Source organism: Pantoea sp. 18069 (assembly GCF_902706035.1).
GTDB lineage: Bacteria > Pseudomonadota > Gammaproteobacteria > Burkholderiales > Burkholderiaceae_C > Comamonas.
The window spans coordinates 15,348-31,099 of sequence record NZ_CACSJA010000005.1 but is presented as its reverse complement, the minus strand read 5'-3'; the positions used below and the strand labels follow the sequence as shown (position 1 = coordinate 31,099).

Genomic DNA, 15,752 nt, shown 5'->3' with positions numbered 1-15,752 from the left:
CATCGCGCTGTCGCACAATGCGGGTCATGCTTCAACTTGCCCGCTGGTTCCCGTTTCTCGCCTGGCCCCGCCCCACGTCCGCGTTGCTGCTCGGAGAATTCTGGGCCGGCCTGACCGTCGGTCTGATGCTGCTGCCCCAGGGCGTCGCCTATGCGGCACTCGCGGGCATGCCGCTGGTGACCGGAATCTATGCCTCGCTGATTCCCGCGCTGATCGCCGTGCTGTGGAGCGCGTCGCCGCGCCTGGGCGTGGGCCCGACCGCGCTGACCAGCCTGCTCATCGGGGCTTCGCTGCTAGGGATGGCCGAGCCGGGCAGTGCCCACTGGGTCAACCTGGCGGTCTGGATCGCGCTGCTGTCCGGCCTGCTGCAATGCGCGCTCGGCGCCTTGCGCGCGGGCTGGCTGCTCAATCTCGTGACTTCGCCCGTGCTCAATGGATTCACCCAGGCCGCGGGGCTGCTGATCCTGGCGTCCCAGCTGCCCGCGCTGCTCGGTTTGCGCACGACCTGGAATGCATTTTTCTACAGCCCCTCGCTGCACCATTTCGATCTGCGCGCCGCGGCCATAGGCCTGGGCGGCGTGGTGCTGCTGCTGGTGCTCAAGCGCTGGCGCGCGGGCTTTCCTGCGGCCATGGTCGTCGCCGGCCTCGCGGGCGTGCTGAGCTGGGCCCTGGGTTTTGCCGACAGCGGCGGCGCCGTGGTCGGCACGCTGCCCGCGGGCCTGCCCTCGCTGCATTGGCCGCAGTGGCTCGACAGCAGCGAGTTCGCGGCGCTGATCATGCCGGTGCTGGTGATTTCCCTGGTGAGCTTTCTCGAGACGGCTTCGAGCGCCCAGGCCGAGCACCAGAACGCGGGCACGCGCTGGAATGAAAACCAGGACCTGCTGGCCCAGGGCATGGCCAAGATCAGCGCCGGGCTGTGTGGCAGCTTCGCGACCAGCGCCTCCTTCTCGCGTTCGGCCGTGAACCTGATGGCCGGCGCGCGCACCGGCTGGGCCACGGTGTTTGCGATCGGCTTCGTGTTCATCGTGCTGCTGTGGCTCACGCCGGTGCTCTACCATGTGCCGCAGTCGGCGCTGGCCGCGATCGTCGTCACGGCCGTGCTCAACCTGATCAAGCCCCGGACCATGTTCCGCCTGTGGCGCATTTCGCGCACCGAAGCGAGCATAGGCCTGGCCACCTGCGCGCTCACGCTGGCCACCGCGCCGCGCCTGTACTGGGGCGTGCTCGCCGGCATCGTGATGGGCCTGTGCCACTTCCTCTACCAGCGCCTGCATCCGCGCATCATCGAAGTGGGCCTGCACGCCGACGGCAGCCTGCGCGACCGCCACCTGTGGCAGCTGCCCGCGCTGGCCCCGGGCGTGTTCGTGCTGCGCATGGATGCCGAGCTCGATTTCGCGTCGGCCCGCGCGCTGGAGCAGCGCACCGTCGATCACCTGGGCGCCCACCCGGAACTGCGCCATCTGTGCCTGCTGGCCCAGCCCATCAACCGCATCGACATCACGGGGATAGAGACTTTCCGGCGAATCCGTGGACTGCTGCGCCTGCGTGGTGGCACACTGCACGTCAGTGGACTCAAGCTGCCGGTGGAAAACAGCCTGCGGCGCGCCGGTGCGCTGGAGGCCGGCACCGATCTGGCGCTGTACCGCACCGACGCCGAAGCACTGCTCGCGTTGACTGCGCTGCACAATCTCCGAACCCCGCAGACACCACTGCGGGCTGATACACTCTCGTAACACTGATTTGCAATTTGTGACTGGTTCTGCGACCTATCAATCTGTCTTCCTGCGCGACCTGCGCCTGTCTACGGCCCACAGCCTGGTAACCCAGGCTGGTGCGCCGAGTCTGGTGCTGCCCAACGAGACGCCCACTCGCTACCTTCAGGCAGTGATTGATGGTCTGTGCGACCTTTCCTTGCGCGATCCACTGACGGGCCTGGCCAACCGCCGTCACTTTCGCACCGTGCTCGAGCGCGAAATCGACCGCATGGCCCGGTCGGGCGAAGCCGCACTGCTGCTCATGCTCGACATCGACCATTTCAAGAAAATCAACGACACCCATGGCCACATCGCGGGCGACATCGTCCTGCAATCCGTGGCCCGCACGCTGCTCGGCTGCGTGCGCCCCATGGACACCCTGGCGCGCTACGGCGGCGAGGAATTCGCCATCGTGCTGCCCTCGTGCCAGGCAGCATTTGGCCGCTCCATCGCCGAGCGCATACGCGAAGCGGTCGAGTCGACCACGATCCGCGTCTCGCCGGCCCTGGACCTGAATGTCTCCGTGAGCATTGGCGGCGCCTATGCCCTGCAATGGATCCGCAGCACCACGCAACTGTGGATCGAACGCGCGGACAACCAGCTCTATCAGGCAAAATCCGCTGGCCGAAACCGTATCTGCATCGAAGAGCAACCCGACAGCACCGTGAGTGCAGAAGAAAAAAGCATGTTGTTTGGCCCCCTGTCCATGTATCTTCATGCGAATGAAGCAGATCAATCGAACGTGATCCAGGCCGACCCCACGGACACGCCGGACGCAGGCCGTTGAAAGCAGTGCGATGAGCGAAGCCGTGCTGCCCTCCCACCCCGCCATTCCCACGACCACGCCGATGGGCGAAGCGGTGCGCACGCGCCCGCAGCATCGGGCCAAGATCATTGCCATCACCAGCGGCAAGGGCGGTGTAGGCAAGACTTTTGTCTCGGCCAATCTGGCGGCCGCATTGACGCGCCACGGCCTCAGGGTCCTGGTGCTCGACGCCGACCTGGGGCTGGCCAACCTCGACGTGGTGCTGAACCTGTTTCCCAAGATCACGCTGCATGACGTGTTCACCGGCAAGGCCGCGCTCGAAGATGCGCTGCTCGCCGGCCCCGGCGGCTTCTCGGTGCTGCTCGCCGGCTCGGGCATGGTCGAATACTCGCACCTCACGCCCGAAATCCGCGCCAAGTTCCTGCAGGTCGTCGAGGCCATGGCGCCGCGCTTCGACATCGTGCTGCTCGATACCGGCGCGGGCATTTCCGACGTGGTGCTGTTTTCCGTCTCCATGGCCGACGAAGTGATGATCGTCGCCACGCCCGAACCGACTTCGCTGACCGACGCCTATGCGGCGATCAAGGTGCTCGCCACCCAGCAAAAGCGCCAGCACATGCGCCTGATCATCAACCAGGCGGTGCGCGCCGGCGATGGCCGCGCGATCACCGGGCAATTGCAGCAGGTGCTCAACCGCTTCGTGACCACGGCCGAAGGCCAGCCCCTGCGGCTGATCCACATGGGCGACATTCCCGCCGACCCGGCGGTGCGCGACTCGGTCATGCGCCGGCAGTTGCTGCTGCAAGCCACTCCGGGCTGTGCGGCTGCGCTGTCCGTTGCACAATTGGCCAACAAGATCAAATCGATGCTGACGGTCTGAACGACCGCGCATCGCAACGGCCTGATTCCAGGCGTTTACCGTGACTGACATTCTCAATATTTCCTGCTACAAGTTCGTGGCATTGCCCGACGCGCAGGCGCTGCGCGAGACCTTGCTGGCGCGCGCACTGGCCGCCGAACTCAAGGGCACCATCCTGCTGGCCGAGGAAGGCATCAATTTCTTTCTCGCCGGCCCGCCCGCGCAAGTGCACGGCTTCGTCGATGCGCTGCGCGCCGATGAACGCTTCGCCGACCTCGCGCCCAAGGAAAGCTGGTCCAGCGATGTGCCGTTTCGCAAGATGCTGGTCAAGGTCAAGCGCGAGATCATCCGCATGGACCATCCTGCCATCAAGCCGGCCCATGGCCGCGCGCCTTCGGTCAGCCCCGCACGGCTGCGCCAGTGGCTTGAACAAGGCCATGACGACGCAGGCCGGCCCGTGGTCACGCTAGACACCCGCAACGACTTCGAGGTCGACGCCGGCGCGTTCGAGTCGGCCATTGACTGGCGCATCGCCAAGTTCACGGAGTTTCCCGCCGCATTGCAGTCCCACCAGGCCGAGCTCGAAGGCAAGACCGTGGTCAGCTACTGCACGGGCGGCATACGCTGCGAAAAAGCCGCGATCCTGATGCGCGAACAAGGCCTCGAGCATGTCTACCAGCTCGAGGGCGGCATCCTCAAATATTTCGAGGAGACCGACGGCGCGCATTACCGCGGCGGCTGCTTTGTATTCGACGAGCGCCGCGTGCTCGACCCGGCGCTGGACACCGTGCCGACCAGCGAGCTGCCCCCTTCGGCGGGATAGCAACCCCAGCGCATCGCCTGGCCGGCTCGGCCGCTCTAGCGTACTGCGGGTGAAAGGGAGCGGCGCGCGTCTATGCTCAGCCCGCCCGCGCCAAACGCCGCGAATGCCAGCAAGCCCCCCATCACCGCGAGGTTCTTGTAGAACAGCATCTGCTGCATCCCGGCCTGCTCCGCGGGCATGCTCCAGAAATTGTGAAAAAAGAAGCTTGCGGCCAGCGTGAACAGGGCCAGGGCCAGCGCCGCCCAGCGCGTCTGCCAGCCCAGCAGCAGCGCCAGGCCGGCGACGATCTCCACCAGCAGGGCCAGCGCCACCGCGACCTGCGGCATGGGCAGGCCCGCGGATGCAGTGTAGGCCACGGTCCCCGCAAAGCCCGTGAGCTTGCCCACGCCAGCGGGAATGAACAGCAGGGCCAGCAGGATACGACCTGCGAGGGCCAGCGGATTTTGCAGCGAAGTCCACATAGCGATACCTCCTAGAACACCCGGTGTGCGTCGAAGCGGAGGATTCCGCTGCATGCCGCGCGATTCGGACAGCGGCGCTGGGGCGCGATCGCCCGCCGCGCGTATCCGATGGACCTCATTGTCGTGACGCGCCGCGTCGGCGCCTGTCAGCTTTGTTCCATTGATAGCTCGCGCGCCGCGGGCCGCACTCTTTTCCCCGGGGCCTCGCAGGCTTGGACGCTGGTGCAGCCGGATTGATGGCATCATTCAAATTCTTTGAACACCCCGGCCCCTCCATGTCCAATCCCCGCGACGCACTGACTCCCGACAGCCTGGCAATGCTGCAGGTGATTGCCGACACCGGCAGCTTCGCCGCCGCCGCGCGTTCGCTGGGCCTGGTGCCCAGCGCGCTCACCTACCGCGTGCGCCACATCGAAGAGGCGCTCGACGTGCTGCTGTTCGACCGGCGCTCGCGCCAGGCGCAACCGACCGAGGCAGGCCTGGAGCTGCTGCGCGAAGGCGCGCGCCTGCTGCAGGACATCGACAGCGTCGCGCACCGCGTGCGCCGCGTGGCCACGGGCTGGGAGCCGCAGCTGACCATCGTGGCCGACGGCGCGCTCGCGCGCGGGCCGCTGTTCGATCTGGTCGAGGCCTTCTATGCGCTTGCTCCACCCACGCGGCTCAAGCTGCGTGACGGCATATTGAGCGGAACGCTCGAAGTGCTGAGTTCGGGACGCGCCGACCTGGCCATAGGCGTTGCCGTGAACGCGAGCAATGTCGCGGGCATACAGCTGCAGGAACTCGGCGAGCTGGTCTTCTGCCTGGCCGTCGCGCCCCACCACCCGCTGGCGCAGATGACCGAGCCGATCAGCGACGACACGCTGCTGCAGCACCGCGTGGTCGCCGTCGCCGACTCCGCCTTGCGCGACACGACCAGCATAGGCCTGCTCGGCGGCCAGCAGGTGCTCACCGTGGACAGCATGGCCGCCAAGGTCGAAGCCATGCTGCGCGGCCTGGGCTACGGCTTCCTGCCCCAGGGCATGGTCCATGAACATGCGGCCAGCGGGCGGCTGGTGGTGCGCTCCGTCGTGCGTCCCGCGCGCACGCTGCGCGCCCACTATGCCTGGACCACGTCGGGCCATGCGAGCCCCGGGCGCGCACTCCAGTGGTGGCTTGAAAAGCTGGCCCACCCGACCACACGCGCGGCTTTGCTGGAAAACCATCAGGAACTTTGAGCCCTGCGCCCCCCCGCGAAGGGTGTAGAGTCAGTCCACGGTGGAGGCTCAGCGAGACCGCAGAATTCGCCTCCCTGTTTTCCGAAAGGCTTGACATGACTGCTACGCGCACGCTCCGCACCCCAGCCCCCGTCCCCACCGCCGCGCAGCACCCGCGCCGCGCCCGCCACCGACCGCAGGTCATCGCCGTGATCGGCGCGGGCATCGCGGGCCTGGCCTGCGCCCGCACGCTGGTGCAGGCCGGTCATCAGGTCAAGGTATTCGAGCAGGGCTCGCAAGTCGGCGGCCGCATGGCCGTTCATTCGACATCGCATGGCAGCTTCGACTCCGGCGCCCAGTATTTCACCGTGCGCGATCCGCGCTTCGAACAGGTGCTGGCGCTGTCCCCCAAGCTGTGCCGCCCCTGGAGCGCCACCACCATACGCGTGCTCGACAGCGCCGGGCGCATCGCCACCGCCGTGCCGCCGCCGCGCGAGTCCCACTGGGTCGCCACGCCCCATATGCAAAGCCTGCCCGCCGCCTGGGCCCAGCCGCTCGCCGATGCGGGCCAGTTGCTCACGCAGTGCCGCGTCACCGCGCTCGAACGCGACCGGCTCGACCCCACGCGCTGGCAGCTGCAGACCGAGAATGCGCTCGACGCGACCGAACAGACCGTGCATGCGGGCTTCGACACCGTGCTGCTGGCCCTGCCCGCGCCCCTGGCGCGCGCCCTGCTCGAGCCCACGGGCCTGGCCGACCTGCATTGCCAGGCGCTGGGCGAAATCGACATCGCGCCCTGCTGGACGCTGCACCTGACTTTTGCCCAGGCGCAGCAGCCCGGGCTGACCACGCTGGGCCCCCACTGGAATGCGGCGCGCAGCACCCACCACCGCGTCGCCTGGCTCGCGCGCGAATCCTCCAAGCCGGGGCGCTCCTCAATGGAGCGCTGGACCGTGCAGGCCAGCCCCGCCTGGTCGCAGGAACACCGCAACGATGACGGCCCGCGCATCCAGGCCAAGCTGCAAAAAGCCTTCGCCGAAATCACCGGCATCCATGCCACGCCCAGCCACGTCAGCAGCCGCTTCTGGCCGCATGCGCAGACCATGAGCACGCTGGGCCACCCCTTCCTCTGGAACCGCAAGACCAGCCTCGGCGTCTGCGGCGACTGGTGCCTGGGCGCGCGCGTGGAAGACGCGTTCGTCTCCGGCCTGGAGCTGGCGTTGAAAGTGGCATGACGCGTCTGCAGACTCCGACTTCTTCTTATGCAGGGCGCTTTGCGCCCTCTCCCACGGGCCCGCTGCATGCGGGCTCGCTGGTTGCGGCGCTGGCCAGCTGGCTAGACGCGCGCGCGCACCAGGGGCGCTGGCTGGTGCGCATCGAAGACATCGACCCGCCGCGCTGCATGGCCGGCGCCGACGACCTGATCCTGCAGCAGCTCGCCGCCTGCGGCCTGCGGCCCGACGAAACGCCGGTCTGGCAATCCCGGCGCTGCAGCTTCTATGAGCAGGCCTTGCAGCAGTTGCTGGCCCGCCGGCTCGCCTATGCCTGTGCCTGTACGCGGCGCGACATCGAAATGGCCTGGGAACGGCTGGGCATGGAACGCCAGCGGCATGTCGAACGGCCCTACCCCGGCACCTGCCGCGCGGGCCTGCAGGGCCGGCCGGCGCGCGCCTGGCGCTTTGCCACCGAAAAAGCGGCGCGCCAGGCGCTGCCCTTCGACGGCCAGGCAGCGCCCGCCTGGGACGCGGCCGATGGCAGCCTGCTGTGGCAGGACCGCCGGCTCGGCGCGCAGTCCCAGGACCTCGTTCACAGCGTGGGCGACTTCGTGCTGCGCCGCGCCGATGGCCTCTGGGCCTACCAGCTGGCCGTGGTCGTCGATGACGGCCTGCAGCAGATCAGCCATGTCGTGCGCGGTGAAGACCTGACCGACAACACGCCGCGCCAGATGCTGCTGCAGCAGGCGCTGGGCCTGGCCACGCCCGTGTATCTGCACACCCCGCTGGTGCGCCGCGCCGATGGCGAGAAGCTGTCCAAGCAGCATGGCGCGCGCTCCATCGACACGTCCACGCCCCAGGCCTGCCGCGCCGCCCTGGCCGCCGCCGCGGCCGCGCTGGGCCTGCCCGTGGCCGATTGCACCCACAAATCCCTGGCCGATGCATTGGCCCTGTGGGTTCAAGCCTGGCGAGCTAATTACAATCACGCCCTGTGACTGAACACCAAACCCATGCGGCCGCTCCCGGCCCCGACGCCCCCCAAGACGCTACGCCCGGCAATACCCCCGCCGGCGTGGCCTATCCCAAAACCATCAAAAGCTATGTGCTGCGCGCCGGCCGCACGACGACCGGCCAGGCCAAGGCCTTTGCCGAAGTCGGGCCGCAGTTCCTGCTGGACTACCAGGCCGCGCCGCTGGACGCGCCCGCCGCCTATGGCCGCACGGCACCGCTGATTCTCGAAATCGGCTTCGGCATGGGCGAGGCCACGGCCCACATTGCGCGCGTGCGCCCCGATGACAACTTCCTGTGCTGCGAAGTGCACGAACCCGGCGTGGGCGCGCTGCTCAAGCGCATCAGCGAGCAGGACATCAAGAACATCCGCATCCTGCGGCATGACGCCGTGGAAGTCATAGACAACATGCTGCCCGAAGCCAGCATCGACGGCGTGCACATCTTCTTTCCCGACCCCTGGCACAAGAAGAAGCACAACAAGCGCCGGCTGGTCCAGGCTCCGCTGATCGCCAAGCTCGCCGCGCGCCTCAAGCCCGGCGGCTACCTGCACTGCGCGACCGACTGGGAGCCCTATGCCGTGCAGATGCTTGAAGTGCTGTCGGCCGAGCCCATGCTGGCCAACACGGCCCAAGGCTATGCGCCCCAGCCCGACTACCGACCGCTGACCAAGTTCGAGAACCGCGGCATCAAGCTGGGCCATGGCGTCTGGGACCTGGTCTTTCGCCGGAAATAAGCGCCCCTGAGCGGCTTCGCCGCCTGGGCGAAGCAGGCGCTATCTGGCCAGGTGCGCCTGCAGCAGGCTACCTGCGCACCGCGGCTTTCAGCCCGGCATGCGCATCCTCACTGCACGGACTTCTTACCCGCGCCGCGATAGCGCTCCAGCCAATGCGCATACGGCGCGGGCAGCGTCCAGTCAGGGCGCTCCTGCTTGAGCGCCTGTGCCAGCACATAGGGATAGTGGGGATTGGCCAGCATAGCGCGGCCAATCATCACCAGCGCCATTTGCTGCTCGGCAACCGCGCGCTCGGCGATCTGCGCGTCGTCGATGCCCCAGCTCGAGGCGACCGGCAGGCCGGCTTCACGGCTCACGCGCTGGGCGATGGGCGCCAGAAAGGCCGGCGTGCCCCAGGGAATCTGCACGTCGGGAATCACGAAGTTGACGCTGACGTTGAGCAGGTCCAGGCCACCTGCGCGCATCTTCTTGACCAGCGCTATCGACTCGGCCAGCGTTTGCTCGTCCTTGCCGTCGTACTCGATCACGCCGAAACGCGCCGTGAGCGGCAGGTTCTGCGGCCAGACTTCGCGCACCGCCGCGAGCGTCTCGAGCACAAAGCGCGCGCGGTTGTCGAAGCTGCCGCCGTAGGCGTCGGTGCGCTGGTTCGAATGCGCCGAAAAGAAGCTCTGCGCGAGGTAGCCGTGGGCAAAGTGCAGCTCCAGCCACTCGAAGCCCGCGTCGCGCGCACGGCGCGCGGCGGCCACGAAATCGGCCTTGACGCGCACGATGTCGGCCAGCGTCATTTCCGCCGGCACGCGCGACAGGCCGCCACCGAAAGCGATGGCCGACGGCGCGACAGGCTGCCAGGCGCGGGCATCGCCTGCGGCGATGTGGTCGTCGCCATCCCAGGGCCGGTTGGCGCCGGCCTTGCGGCCCGCATGAGCGATCTGGATACCGGGCACGGCGCCCGCGGACTTGATCGAGGCCGCGATGCGCGCCAGGCCTTCGGCCTGGGCGTCGTTCCACAGGCCCAGGCAGTCCGGGGTGATGCGGCCTTCGGGTGACACGCCCGTGGCCTCGACGATCACCAGCCCTGCGCCGCCGCGCGCGATCGACGCGTAATGCGTCTGGTGCCAGTCAGTGGTGAAACCATCGACGGCGCTGTACTGGCACATGGGCGGCACGGCAATGCGGTTGCGCAGCGTGACATCCTTGAGGGTGAATGGGGAGAACAATGCGGACATGCTGATCTTCTGGGAAGCGAAAAAGACAAAGGGACAGGCCCGCGCCGCGGAAAATCCGCAGCGGGGCGTGGCGACGCAAACGGCCGCAGAAACGACAAACGCTCCGTGGCCACTGCAAAAAATGGTGGCACCCTGAAATAAATCAAATTCTATAAATTTATGATCTGCATCACCTGGCGCTATATCAGCGGCGATGGTGCGGCAGTCAGTGCGTGGCGGCGCAGGACTTGACCAGCAGCTCGCGCAGCCAGCGGTGCGCGGGGTCGTGGTGGGTGCGCTCGTGCCAGACGGCGGTCTTGGTGAATCCCGGCACCTCGAGCGGAGGCTCGGAAATGACCAGTCCCTGCATGCCCTTGACCAGGCGGCTGGGCAGGATGGCCACCATGTCGCTGGCGCGCAGAATGTCCGGCAGGATCAGAAAGGACTTGACCGACACCGTGACCTGGCGCTGCCTGCCCAGCTTCTCCAGCGCTTCATCGGTCACGCCGTGAAAGCCGCCGCCGTCGTAGGATGCCAGTGCATGGTCCAGCGCGCAGAACTGCTTGAGCGTCAGTTTTCGGCCCGTCGCCGCGGGATGGCCTTCGCGCAGCACGCAGACGTAGCGCTCCTTGAACAGCTCGCGCGCATGCAGGTCCGGCGGCGTGTTTTCCGGGCTCAGCAAGGCCAGGCCGATCTGGCCACGTTCAAGCTGGGTCTGCACCTGCCCGTTCCTGACCGGGACCAGCGCCACGCGGATGTGCGGCGCCAGCGGCTTGAGCGCTGCCAGAAACGGCACGGCGATCGCGCGCAATGCGTAGTCCGTCGCGGCGATGGTGAAGGTCAGCCGCGCCGTGGTGGGGTCGAACACCGGTGGCTGCAGCAGCGCGTCGATCCCGGCCAGCACCTGCTTGATGGGCAGGCCCAGGTCCAGCGCGCGCTGCGTGGGCACCATGCCGCGCTGGGCACGCGCGAACAGCGGGTCGCCAAAGCTCTCGCGCAGGCGGGTGAGCATGCCGCTCATCGCCGGCTGGGTCAGCCCCAGGCGCGCGGCAGCCCGGGTCACGTTGCACTCGTCCAGCAAGGCGTCGAACGCCTTGAGCAGGTTGAGGTCCATGCTCCTGATATCTTTCATTCCTGTCGCCACCTCGAAACAAACCAGCTTGGTTTATATCGCAGTCATCGACAGGAGCGCCGCCAGGCTGGCCGGAGCCATCCGGCCAGACACCATCAAAGACGTTCGCTCACCCAGGCCTGGACCGAAGCGAGCGCCGCGGGCAGCGCCGCGGCGTCCGTGCCACCGGCCATGGCCATGTCGGGCTTGCCGCCGCCCTTGCCGCCGACCTGCAGCGCCACATGGTTGACCAGCTCGCCCGCCTTGAGCTTCGCCGTGCAGTCCTTGGTCACGCCAGCGGCCAGTTGCACCTTGTCGCCGTCGACCGCGGCCAGCACGATCACCGCGCTGCCCAGCTTGTCCTTGAGCTTGTCCATGGTCTCGCGCAAGGTCTTGGCATCGGCGCCTTCGAGGCGCGCCGCAAGCAGCTTCACGCCCTTGATGTCGACGGCCTGGGCCAGCAGTTCGTCGCCCTGGCTCGACGCCAGCTTGCCCTTGAGCGCGGCGATTTCCTTTTCCAGCGCCTTGATCTGCTCGAGCGCCTGGACTATGCGGCCGTTGAGCTCGGTGGCCGGGGCCTTGAACGCGGCTGCGGCCTGGCCCACGGTGTCTTCGAGCGACTGCAGATAGGCCAGCGCATTGGCACCCGTCACGGCCTCGATGCGGCGCACGCCCGCGGCCACGCCGCTTTCGCCCACGACCTTGAACAGGCCGATGTCGCCGGTGCGCTGCACATGCGTGCCGCCGCACAGTTCCCGGCTGCTGCCGATGTCCAGCACGCGCACGGTCTCGCCATACTTCTCGCCGAACAGCATGGTCGCGCCGGTCTTCTGCGCGCTTTCGATGTCCATCACCCGGGCCTGGGTGTCGCTGTTGGCCAGGATTTCGGCGTTCACGCGGCGCTCGATCTCGCGGATCTGCGCGTCGGTGACCGGCGCGTTGTGCGTGAAGTCAAAGCGCGTGCGGTCGGCGTTGACCAGACTACCCTTTTGCTGCACATGGTCGCCGAGCACTTCGTGCAAGGCCTTGTGCATGATGTGCGTGACCGAGTGGTTGCGCATGGTCGCGGCGCGCACTTCGGTATTGACTTCGGCCGACACCGCATCGCCCACCTTGAGGCTGCCGGTTTCCAGCGTGCCGTGGTGGCCGAACACATCGGCCTTGATCTTGAGGGTGTCCTGCACCGCAAAGCGCACGCCGTCGGCGCGGATCACGCCTTCGTCACCGACCTGGCCGCCCGACTCGGCATAGAACGGCGTGCTGTCCAGCACCACCACGCCATTCTGGCCGGCCGCGAGGGACTGCACGCTGGTGCCGTCGGCGTACAGCGCCAGCACCTTGGCCGGGGCCGCGAGCTGGGCGTAGCCGGTGAAGGCATTGGCTGCGCCGGCGTATTCGAGCGCGCGGTCCATCTTGAACTTGCCGGCGGCGCGCGCCTTGTTCTTCTGCTCTTCCATTGCCGCGCGGAAACCGGCTTCATCGACGCTCAGGCCGCGCTCGCGCGCCACGTCGTTCGACAGGTCGAGCGGGAAGCCATAGGTGTCGTGCAGCTTGAACGCCACGTCGCCGGGCAGCACCTTGACGTCGCCTGCCAGGGCGCTGTCGAGAATTTCCATGCCGTTGGCCAGGGTCTCGAAGAAGCGCTCTTCCTCGGCCTTGAGTACTTCGGTGATGCGCACTTCCTGTTCGCGCAGCTGGGGATAGGCGTCGCCCATCACGGCCACCAGGTCCTTGACCAGCTTGTGGAAGAACGGCGTCTTCTGGCCCAGCTTGTAGCCGTGGCGGATCGCGCGGCGCACGATGCGCCGCTGCACGTAGCCGCGGCCTTCGTTCGACGGAATCACGCCATCGCTGACCAGGAAGGAGGTGGCGCGGATATGGTCGGCGATCACCTTGAGCGAAGGCGTGCTCAGGTCGGTGATGTGGGTTTCACGGCCCGCGGCCTTGATCAGCGCCGCGAACAGGTCGATCTCGTAGTTGCTGTGCACATGCTGCAAGATGGCGGCCAGGCGCTCCAGGCCCATGCCGGTGTCCACGCAGGGCGCGGGCAGCGGGGTCACGCGGCCCTGCTCGTCCATGTCGAACTGCATGAACACGTTGTTCCAGATTTCGATGAAACGGTCGCCGTCTTCATCGGGGCTGCCCGGAGGGCCGCCGGCAATGTGGTCGCCGTGGTCGTAGAAGATTTCCGAGCAGGGGCCGCAGGGGCCGGTGTCGGCCATCATCCAGAAATTGTCGGACTTGTAGCGGCCGCCCTTGTTGTCGCCGATGCGGATCACGCGCTCGGGCGGCAGGCCGATTTCCTGGGTCCAGATGTCGTAGGCCTCGTCGTCCTCGGCATACACGGTCGCGAGCAGGCGCTCCTTGGGCAGCTTGTAGACTTCGGTCAGCAGCTCCCAGGCCCACTTGAGCGATTCGCGCTTGAAGTAGTCGCCGAACGACCAGTTGCCCAGCATCTCGAAGAAGGTGTGGTGGCGGGCCGTATAGCCCACGTTCTCGAGGTCATTGTGCTTGCCGCCGGCGCGCAGGCAGGCCTGCACCGAGGTGGCGCGCGTGTAGGGGCGCTTGTCCGTGCCCAGGAACACGTCCTTGAACTGCACCATGCCCGAATTGGTGAACATCAGCGTCGGGTCGTTGCCCGGCACCAGCGAGCTCGACGGCACGATGGTGTGGCCCTTGGAGGCGAAGAAGTCCAGGAACGACTTCCTGATTTCGGCAACGGAAAAAGTGGGTTGGCTCATGGCGTATGGTTTGGAAGTGCGCAGCGCCTGCACGCTCGCATGAAAAGGCGCGCCGCCGTACAGCGGGACAATCTTCCATTATAGATTTGTGCGGCGTGGTTTTGGCGGCAGCCCCAGGTAGCGCCAAAAAGAGCCCTGTCGCCCTCCTAGATACTGGCGTGCACCAGCTCAGGAGCAGCGAGCAAGGGCCGCCCCGCAGCGAGGCTGCTGTCCCTAGCCGGGCGCCCCTCGCCGGGCACCCCTGGCCGGGCGCCCCCCTCCACCGAAGGTTGAGAGGGGAAGGCGCGAAGCGCCTCAGGGGGTGCTTTAGCTGTCTCGGGCTTCAATCGCCCGATTGATGGCCAGCGCCGCCAGCGTGCAGATGCCGCCCGACAGCAGGTAGATGCCCAGGCCGAACAGGCCGAAGCTTGCCGACACCGCGAGCGCGACCAGCGGCGCGAAGGCCGCGCCGACCAGCCAGGCCATGTCGGCCGACAGCGCCGCGCCCGTGTAGCGGTAGCGCGGCGTGAAGTTCGCCGTGACCGTGCCCGAAGCCTGGCCGTAGGACAGGCCCAGCAGGATGAAGCCGATGATCAGGAAGCCGTTGTTGCCGCTCTGGCCATTGCCCAGCATCCAGGGGCCGACAAAGCTGAACACGCAGATCAGCGCGGCCATCGTACCCAGCGTGTTGCGCCGCCCGAACCGGTCCGCGAGCCAGCCCGAAGCCACCATCGCCACGCACGCGGCGGCCGCGCCCAGCATCTGCACCCGCAGCACGTCGCCCACGGGCTGATCGGAATACAGCTCGATATAGGACAGCGGGAAGATGGTCACGAGGTGGAACAGCGCGAAGCTGGCCAGCGCCGCGAACGCGCCGATGACCACGTTGCGGCCTTCGGTGCCGACCACTTCCGAGGCCTTGACCGGCTCGAGTTCGTTCTGGTGCAGCAGGTGCGAGAACGACTGCCCCACGACCAGCCGCAGGCGCGCGAACAGCGCCACGACGTTGATCGCGAAGGCGACGAAGAACGGATAGCGCCAACCCCAGGCCAGGAATTCTTCCGAGGTCGTATGGTCGTAGACATAGGCGAACAGGCCCGCGGCCATGAAGAAGCCCACGGGCGCGCCAAGCTGGCCGAGCATGGAGAACCAGCCCCGGCGCTCGCGCGGCGCGGAAATCGCCAGCAGCGACGGCAGACCGTCCCAGGAACCGCCAAGCGCCAGCCCCTGGCCTATGCGCAGCGCGGCAAACAGCACGATGGCCCAGACACCCAGGCTCTGGTAGCCGGGCAGGAAGGCCATGCCCACGGTGCAGGTGCCGAGCAGGAACAGCGCCAGGGTCAGCTTGGTTGCGCGCCCCCAGCGCCGCTGCACCGCCATGGAGATGGCCGTGCCGAACGGCCGTGCGATGAAGGCCAGCGAAAAGATCGCGAACGACGCCAGCGTGCCGTCAAGGCGCGTATAGGAGGGAAACAGCAATGCGGGGAAGACCAGCACGCAGGCGATGCCGAACACAAAGAAATCGAAATATTCCGAAGACCGGCCAATGATCACGCCCACCGCGATATCACCAGGGCTGACCTCCTCGTCCGTATCCGCACGGGACAGTGCTTGAGGGCTTTCTCGCCCTCCTGCGGACAATGCTGTGTAACCGGTTGCGCTCATAGAGATGCCTCCCATTCAATTGACTCGCTCTTTCTACGCTGGTCAACAGCCTGGCCCGGTACGGCTTCGGCGCCTGCGCGCGTCAGCCAATAACTACAACCCGACTGCTGCCAGCCCTCTCTCCCGGGAGGGTCTGCCGCCGACCGACATCGGTTCGGCCTACCCGCCTACATCGAAATCCGCTGATCTACCAAGAATGGCGCAATACACCCACGCAGTGACGTGGGACAAAATGTC

Annotated in this window: 13 protein-coding genes; 8 read left to right on the top strand and 5 right to left on the bottom strand. The window is 67.2% G+C overall.

From position 1 onward, the window contains the following. Positions 1-26: 26 nt before the first annotated feature. From GVL12_RS05875 to GVL12_RS05860, 4 genes are read left to right on the top strand one after another with little or no spacing between them, the layout of a single operon-like run. On the top strand, positions 27-1,733 hold the full coding sequence (locus tag GVL12_RS05875; RefSeq protein ID WP_200843524.1) for a SulP family inorganic anion transporter: 1,707 nt from the start codon (positions 27-29) through the stop codon (positions 1,731-1,733). A gap of 16 nt (positions 1,734-1,749) precedes the next feature. Further along, positions 1,750-2,541 (top strand): GGDEF domain-containing protein, encoded by a 792-nt coding sequence (locus GVL12_RS05870; RefSeq protein ID WP_159911819.1) that lies wholly within the window; start codon positions 1,750-1,752, stop codon positions 2,539-2,541. Between the two features lie 10 nt (positions 2,542-2,551). Then, positions 2,552-3,400, top strand: a complete 849-nt coding sequence (locus GVL12_RS05865; RefSeq protein ID WP_159911817.1) for a MinD/ParA family protein — start codon at positions 2,552-2,554, stop codon at positions 3,398-3,400. A 40-nt stretch (positions 3,401-3,440) separates the two neighbouring features. Next, complete coding sequence (locus GVL12_RS05860) at positions 3,441-4,202, top strand: sulfurtransferase (RefSeq protein WP_159911815.1); 762 nt, start codon at positions 3,441-3,443, stop codon at positions 4,200-4,202. 35 nt (positions 4,203-4,237) lie between these two features. Here GVL12_RS05860 and GVL12_RS05855 read toward each other — a convergent pair whose 3' ends face one another. Further along, positions 4,238-4,663, bottom strand: coding sequence for a DoxX family protein (locus GVL12_RS05855; RefSeq protein ID WP_159911813.1), 426 nt, complete (start codon positions 4,661-4,663; stop codon positions 4,238-4,240). Positions 4,664-4,938: 275 nt separating this feature from the next. On the opposite strand from GVL12_RS05855, the gene GVL12_RS05850 reads away from it, so the two are divergent. The 4 genes from GVL12_RS05850 to trmB all read left to right on the top strand — a co-directional run bounded on the left by GVL12_RS05850 (position 4,939) and on the right by trmB (position 8,814). After that, positions 4,939-5,877, top strand: a complete 939-nt coding sequence (locus tag GVL12_RS05850) for a LysR family transcriptional regulator (RefSeq protein ID WP_159911811.1) — start codon at positions 4,939-4,941, stop codon at positions 5,875-5,877. A 95-nt stretch (positions 5,878-5,972) separates the two neighbouring features. Next, positions 5,973-7,091: an NAD(P)/FAD-dependent oxidoreductase gene (locus GVL12_RS05845; RefSeq protein WP_159911809.1), complete on the top strand. Its 1,119-nt coding sequence runs from the start codon at positions 5,973-5,975 to the stop codon at positions 7,089-7,091. Next, a complete protein-coding gene (gene gluQRS, locus GVL12_RS05840) occupies positions 7,088-8,065 on the top strand; it encodes a tRNA glutamyl-Q(34) synthetase GluQRS (RefSeq protein WP_159911807.1) in 978 nt (325 codons plus the stop codon). The genes GVL12_RS05845 and gluQRS overlap by 4 nt, the downstream gene beginning before the upstream one ends. Before the next feature lie 77 nt (positions 8,066-8,142). Beyond that, positions 8,143-8,814: a tRNA (guanosine(46)-N7)-methyltransferase TrmB gene (gene trmB / locus GVL12_RS05835; protein ID WP_235033813.1), complete on the top strand. Its 672-nt coding sequence runs from the start codon at positions 8,143-8,145 to the stop codon at positions 8,812-8,814. Positions 8,815-8,921: 107 nt separating this feature from the next. Here the strand turns inward: trmB and GVL12_RS05830 are convergent, their stop codons facing one another. The 4 genes from GVL12_RS05830 to GVL12_RS05815 form a co-directional block, all read right to left on the bottom strand. Then, positions 8,922-10,040, bottom strand: a complete 1,119-nt coding sequence (locus GVL12_RS05830; protein WP_159911803.1) for an NADH:flavin oxidoreductase/NADH oxidase — start codon at positions 10,038-10,040, stop codon at positions 8,922-8,924. A gap of 205 nt (positions 10,041-10,245) precedes the next feature. Continuing rightward, entirely contained in the window at positions 10,246-11,151 is a 906-nt protein-coding gene (locus GVL12_RS05825) for a LysR family transcriptional regulator (RefSeq protein ID WP_159911801.1), read from the bottom strand. 95 nt (positions 11,152-11,246) lie between these two features. Then, entirely contained in the window at positions 11,247-13,871 is a 2,625-nt protein-coding gene (alaS, locus tag GVL12_RS05820) for an alanine--tRNA ligase (protein ID WP_159911799.1), read from the bottom strand. Between the two features lie 306 nt (positions 13,872-14,177). Next, positions 14,178-15,515 (bottom strand): MFS transporter, encoded by a 1,338-nt coding sequence (locus tag GVL12_RS05815; RefSeq protein WP_159911797.1) that lies wholly within the window; start codon positions 15,513-15,515, stop codon positions 14,178-14,180. Between the last annotated feature and the right edge of the window lie 237 nt (positions 15,516-15,752).

What these genes read in the sequence shown, in the direction of transcription:
- GVL12_RS05875 (WP_200843524.1), top strand. Translation starts at nt 27, where the DNA reads ATGCTTCAACTTGCCCGCTGGTTCCCGTTTCTCGCCTGGCCCCGCCCC.
- GVL12_RS05865 (WP_159911817.1), top strand. Translation starts at nt 2,552, where the DNA reads ATGAGCGAAGCCGTGCTGCCCTCCCACCCCGCCATTCCCACGACCACG.
- GVL12_RS05855 (WP_159911813.1), bottom strand. Translation starts at nt 4,663, where the DNA reads ATGTGGACTTCGCTGCAAAATCCGCTGGCCCTCGCAGGTCGTATCCTG.
- GVL12_RS05850 (WP_159911811.1), top strand. Translation starts at nt 4,939, where the DNA reads ATGTCCAATCCCCGCGACGCACTGACTCCCGACAGCCTGGCAATGCTG.
- GVL12_RS05845 (WP_159911809.1), top strand. Translation starts at nt 5,973, where the DNA reads ATGACTGCTACGCGCACGCTCCGCACCCCAGCCCCCGTCCCCACCGCC.
- gluQRS (WP_159911807.1), top strand. Translation starts at nt 7,088, where the DNA reads ATGACGCGTCTGCAGACTCCGACTTCTTCTTATGCAGGGCGCTTTGCG.
- GVL12_RS05830 (WP_159911803.1), bottom strand. Translation starts at nt 10,040, where the DNA reads ATGTCCGCATTGTTCTCCCCATTCACCCTCAAGGATGTCACGCTGCGC.
- GVL12_RS05825 (WP_159911801.1), bottom strand. Translation starts at nt 11,151, where the DNA reads ATGAAAGATATCAGGAGCATGGACCTCAACCTGCTCAAGGCGTTCGAC.
- alaS (WP_159911799.1), bottom strand. Translation starts at nt 13,871, where the DNA reads ATGAGCCAACCCACTTTTTCCGTTGCCGAAATCAGGAAGTCGTTCCTG.
- GVL12_RS05815 (WP_159911797.1), bottom strand. Translation starts at nt 15,515, where the DNA reads ATGAGCGCAACCGGTTACACAGCATTGTCCGCAGGAGGGCGAGAAAGC.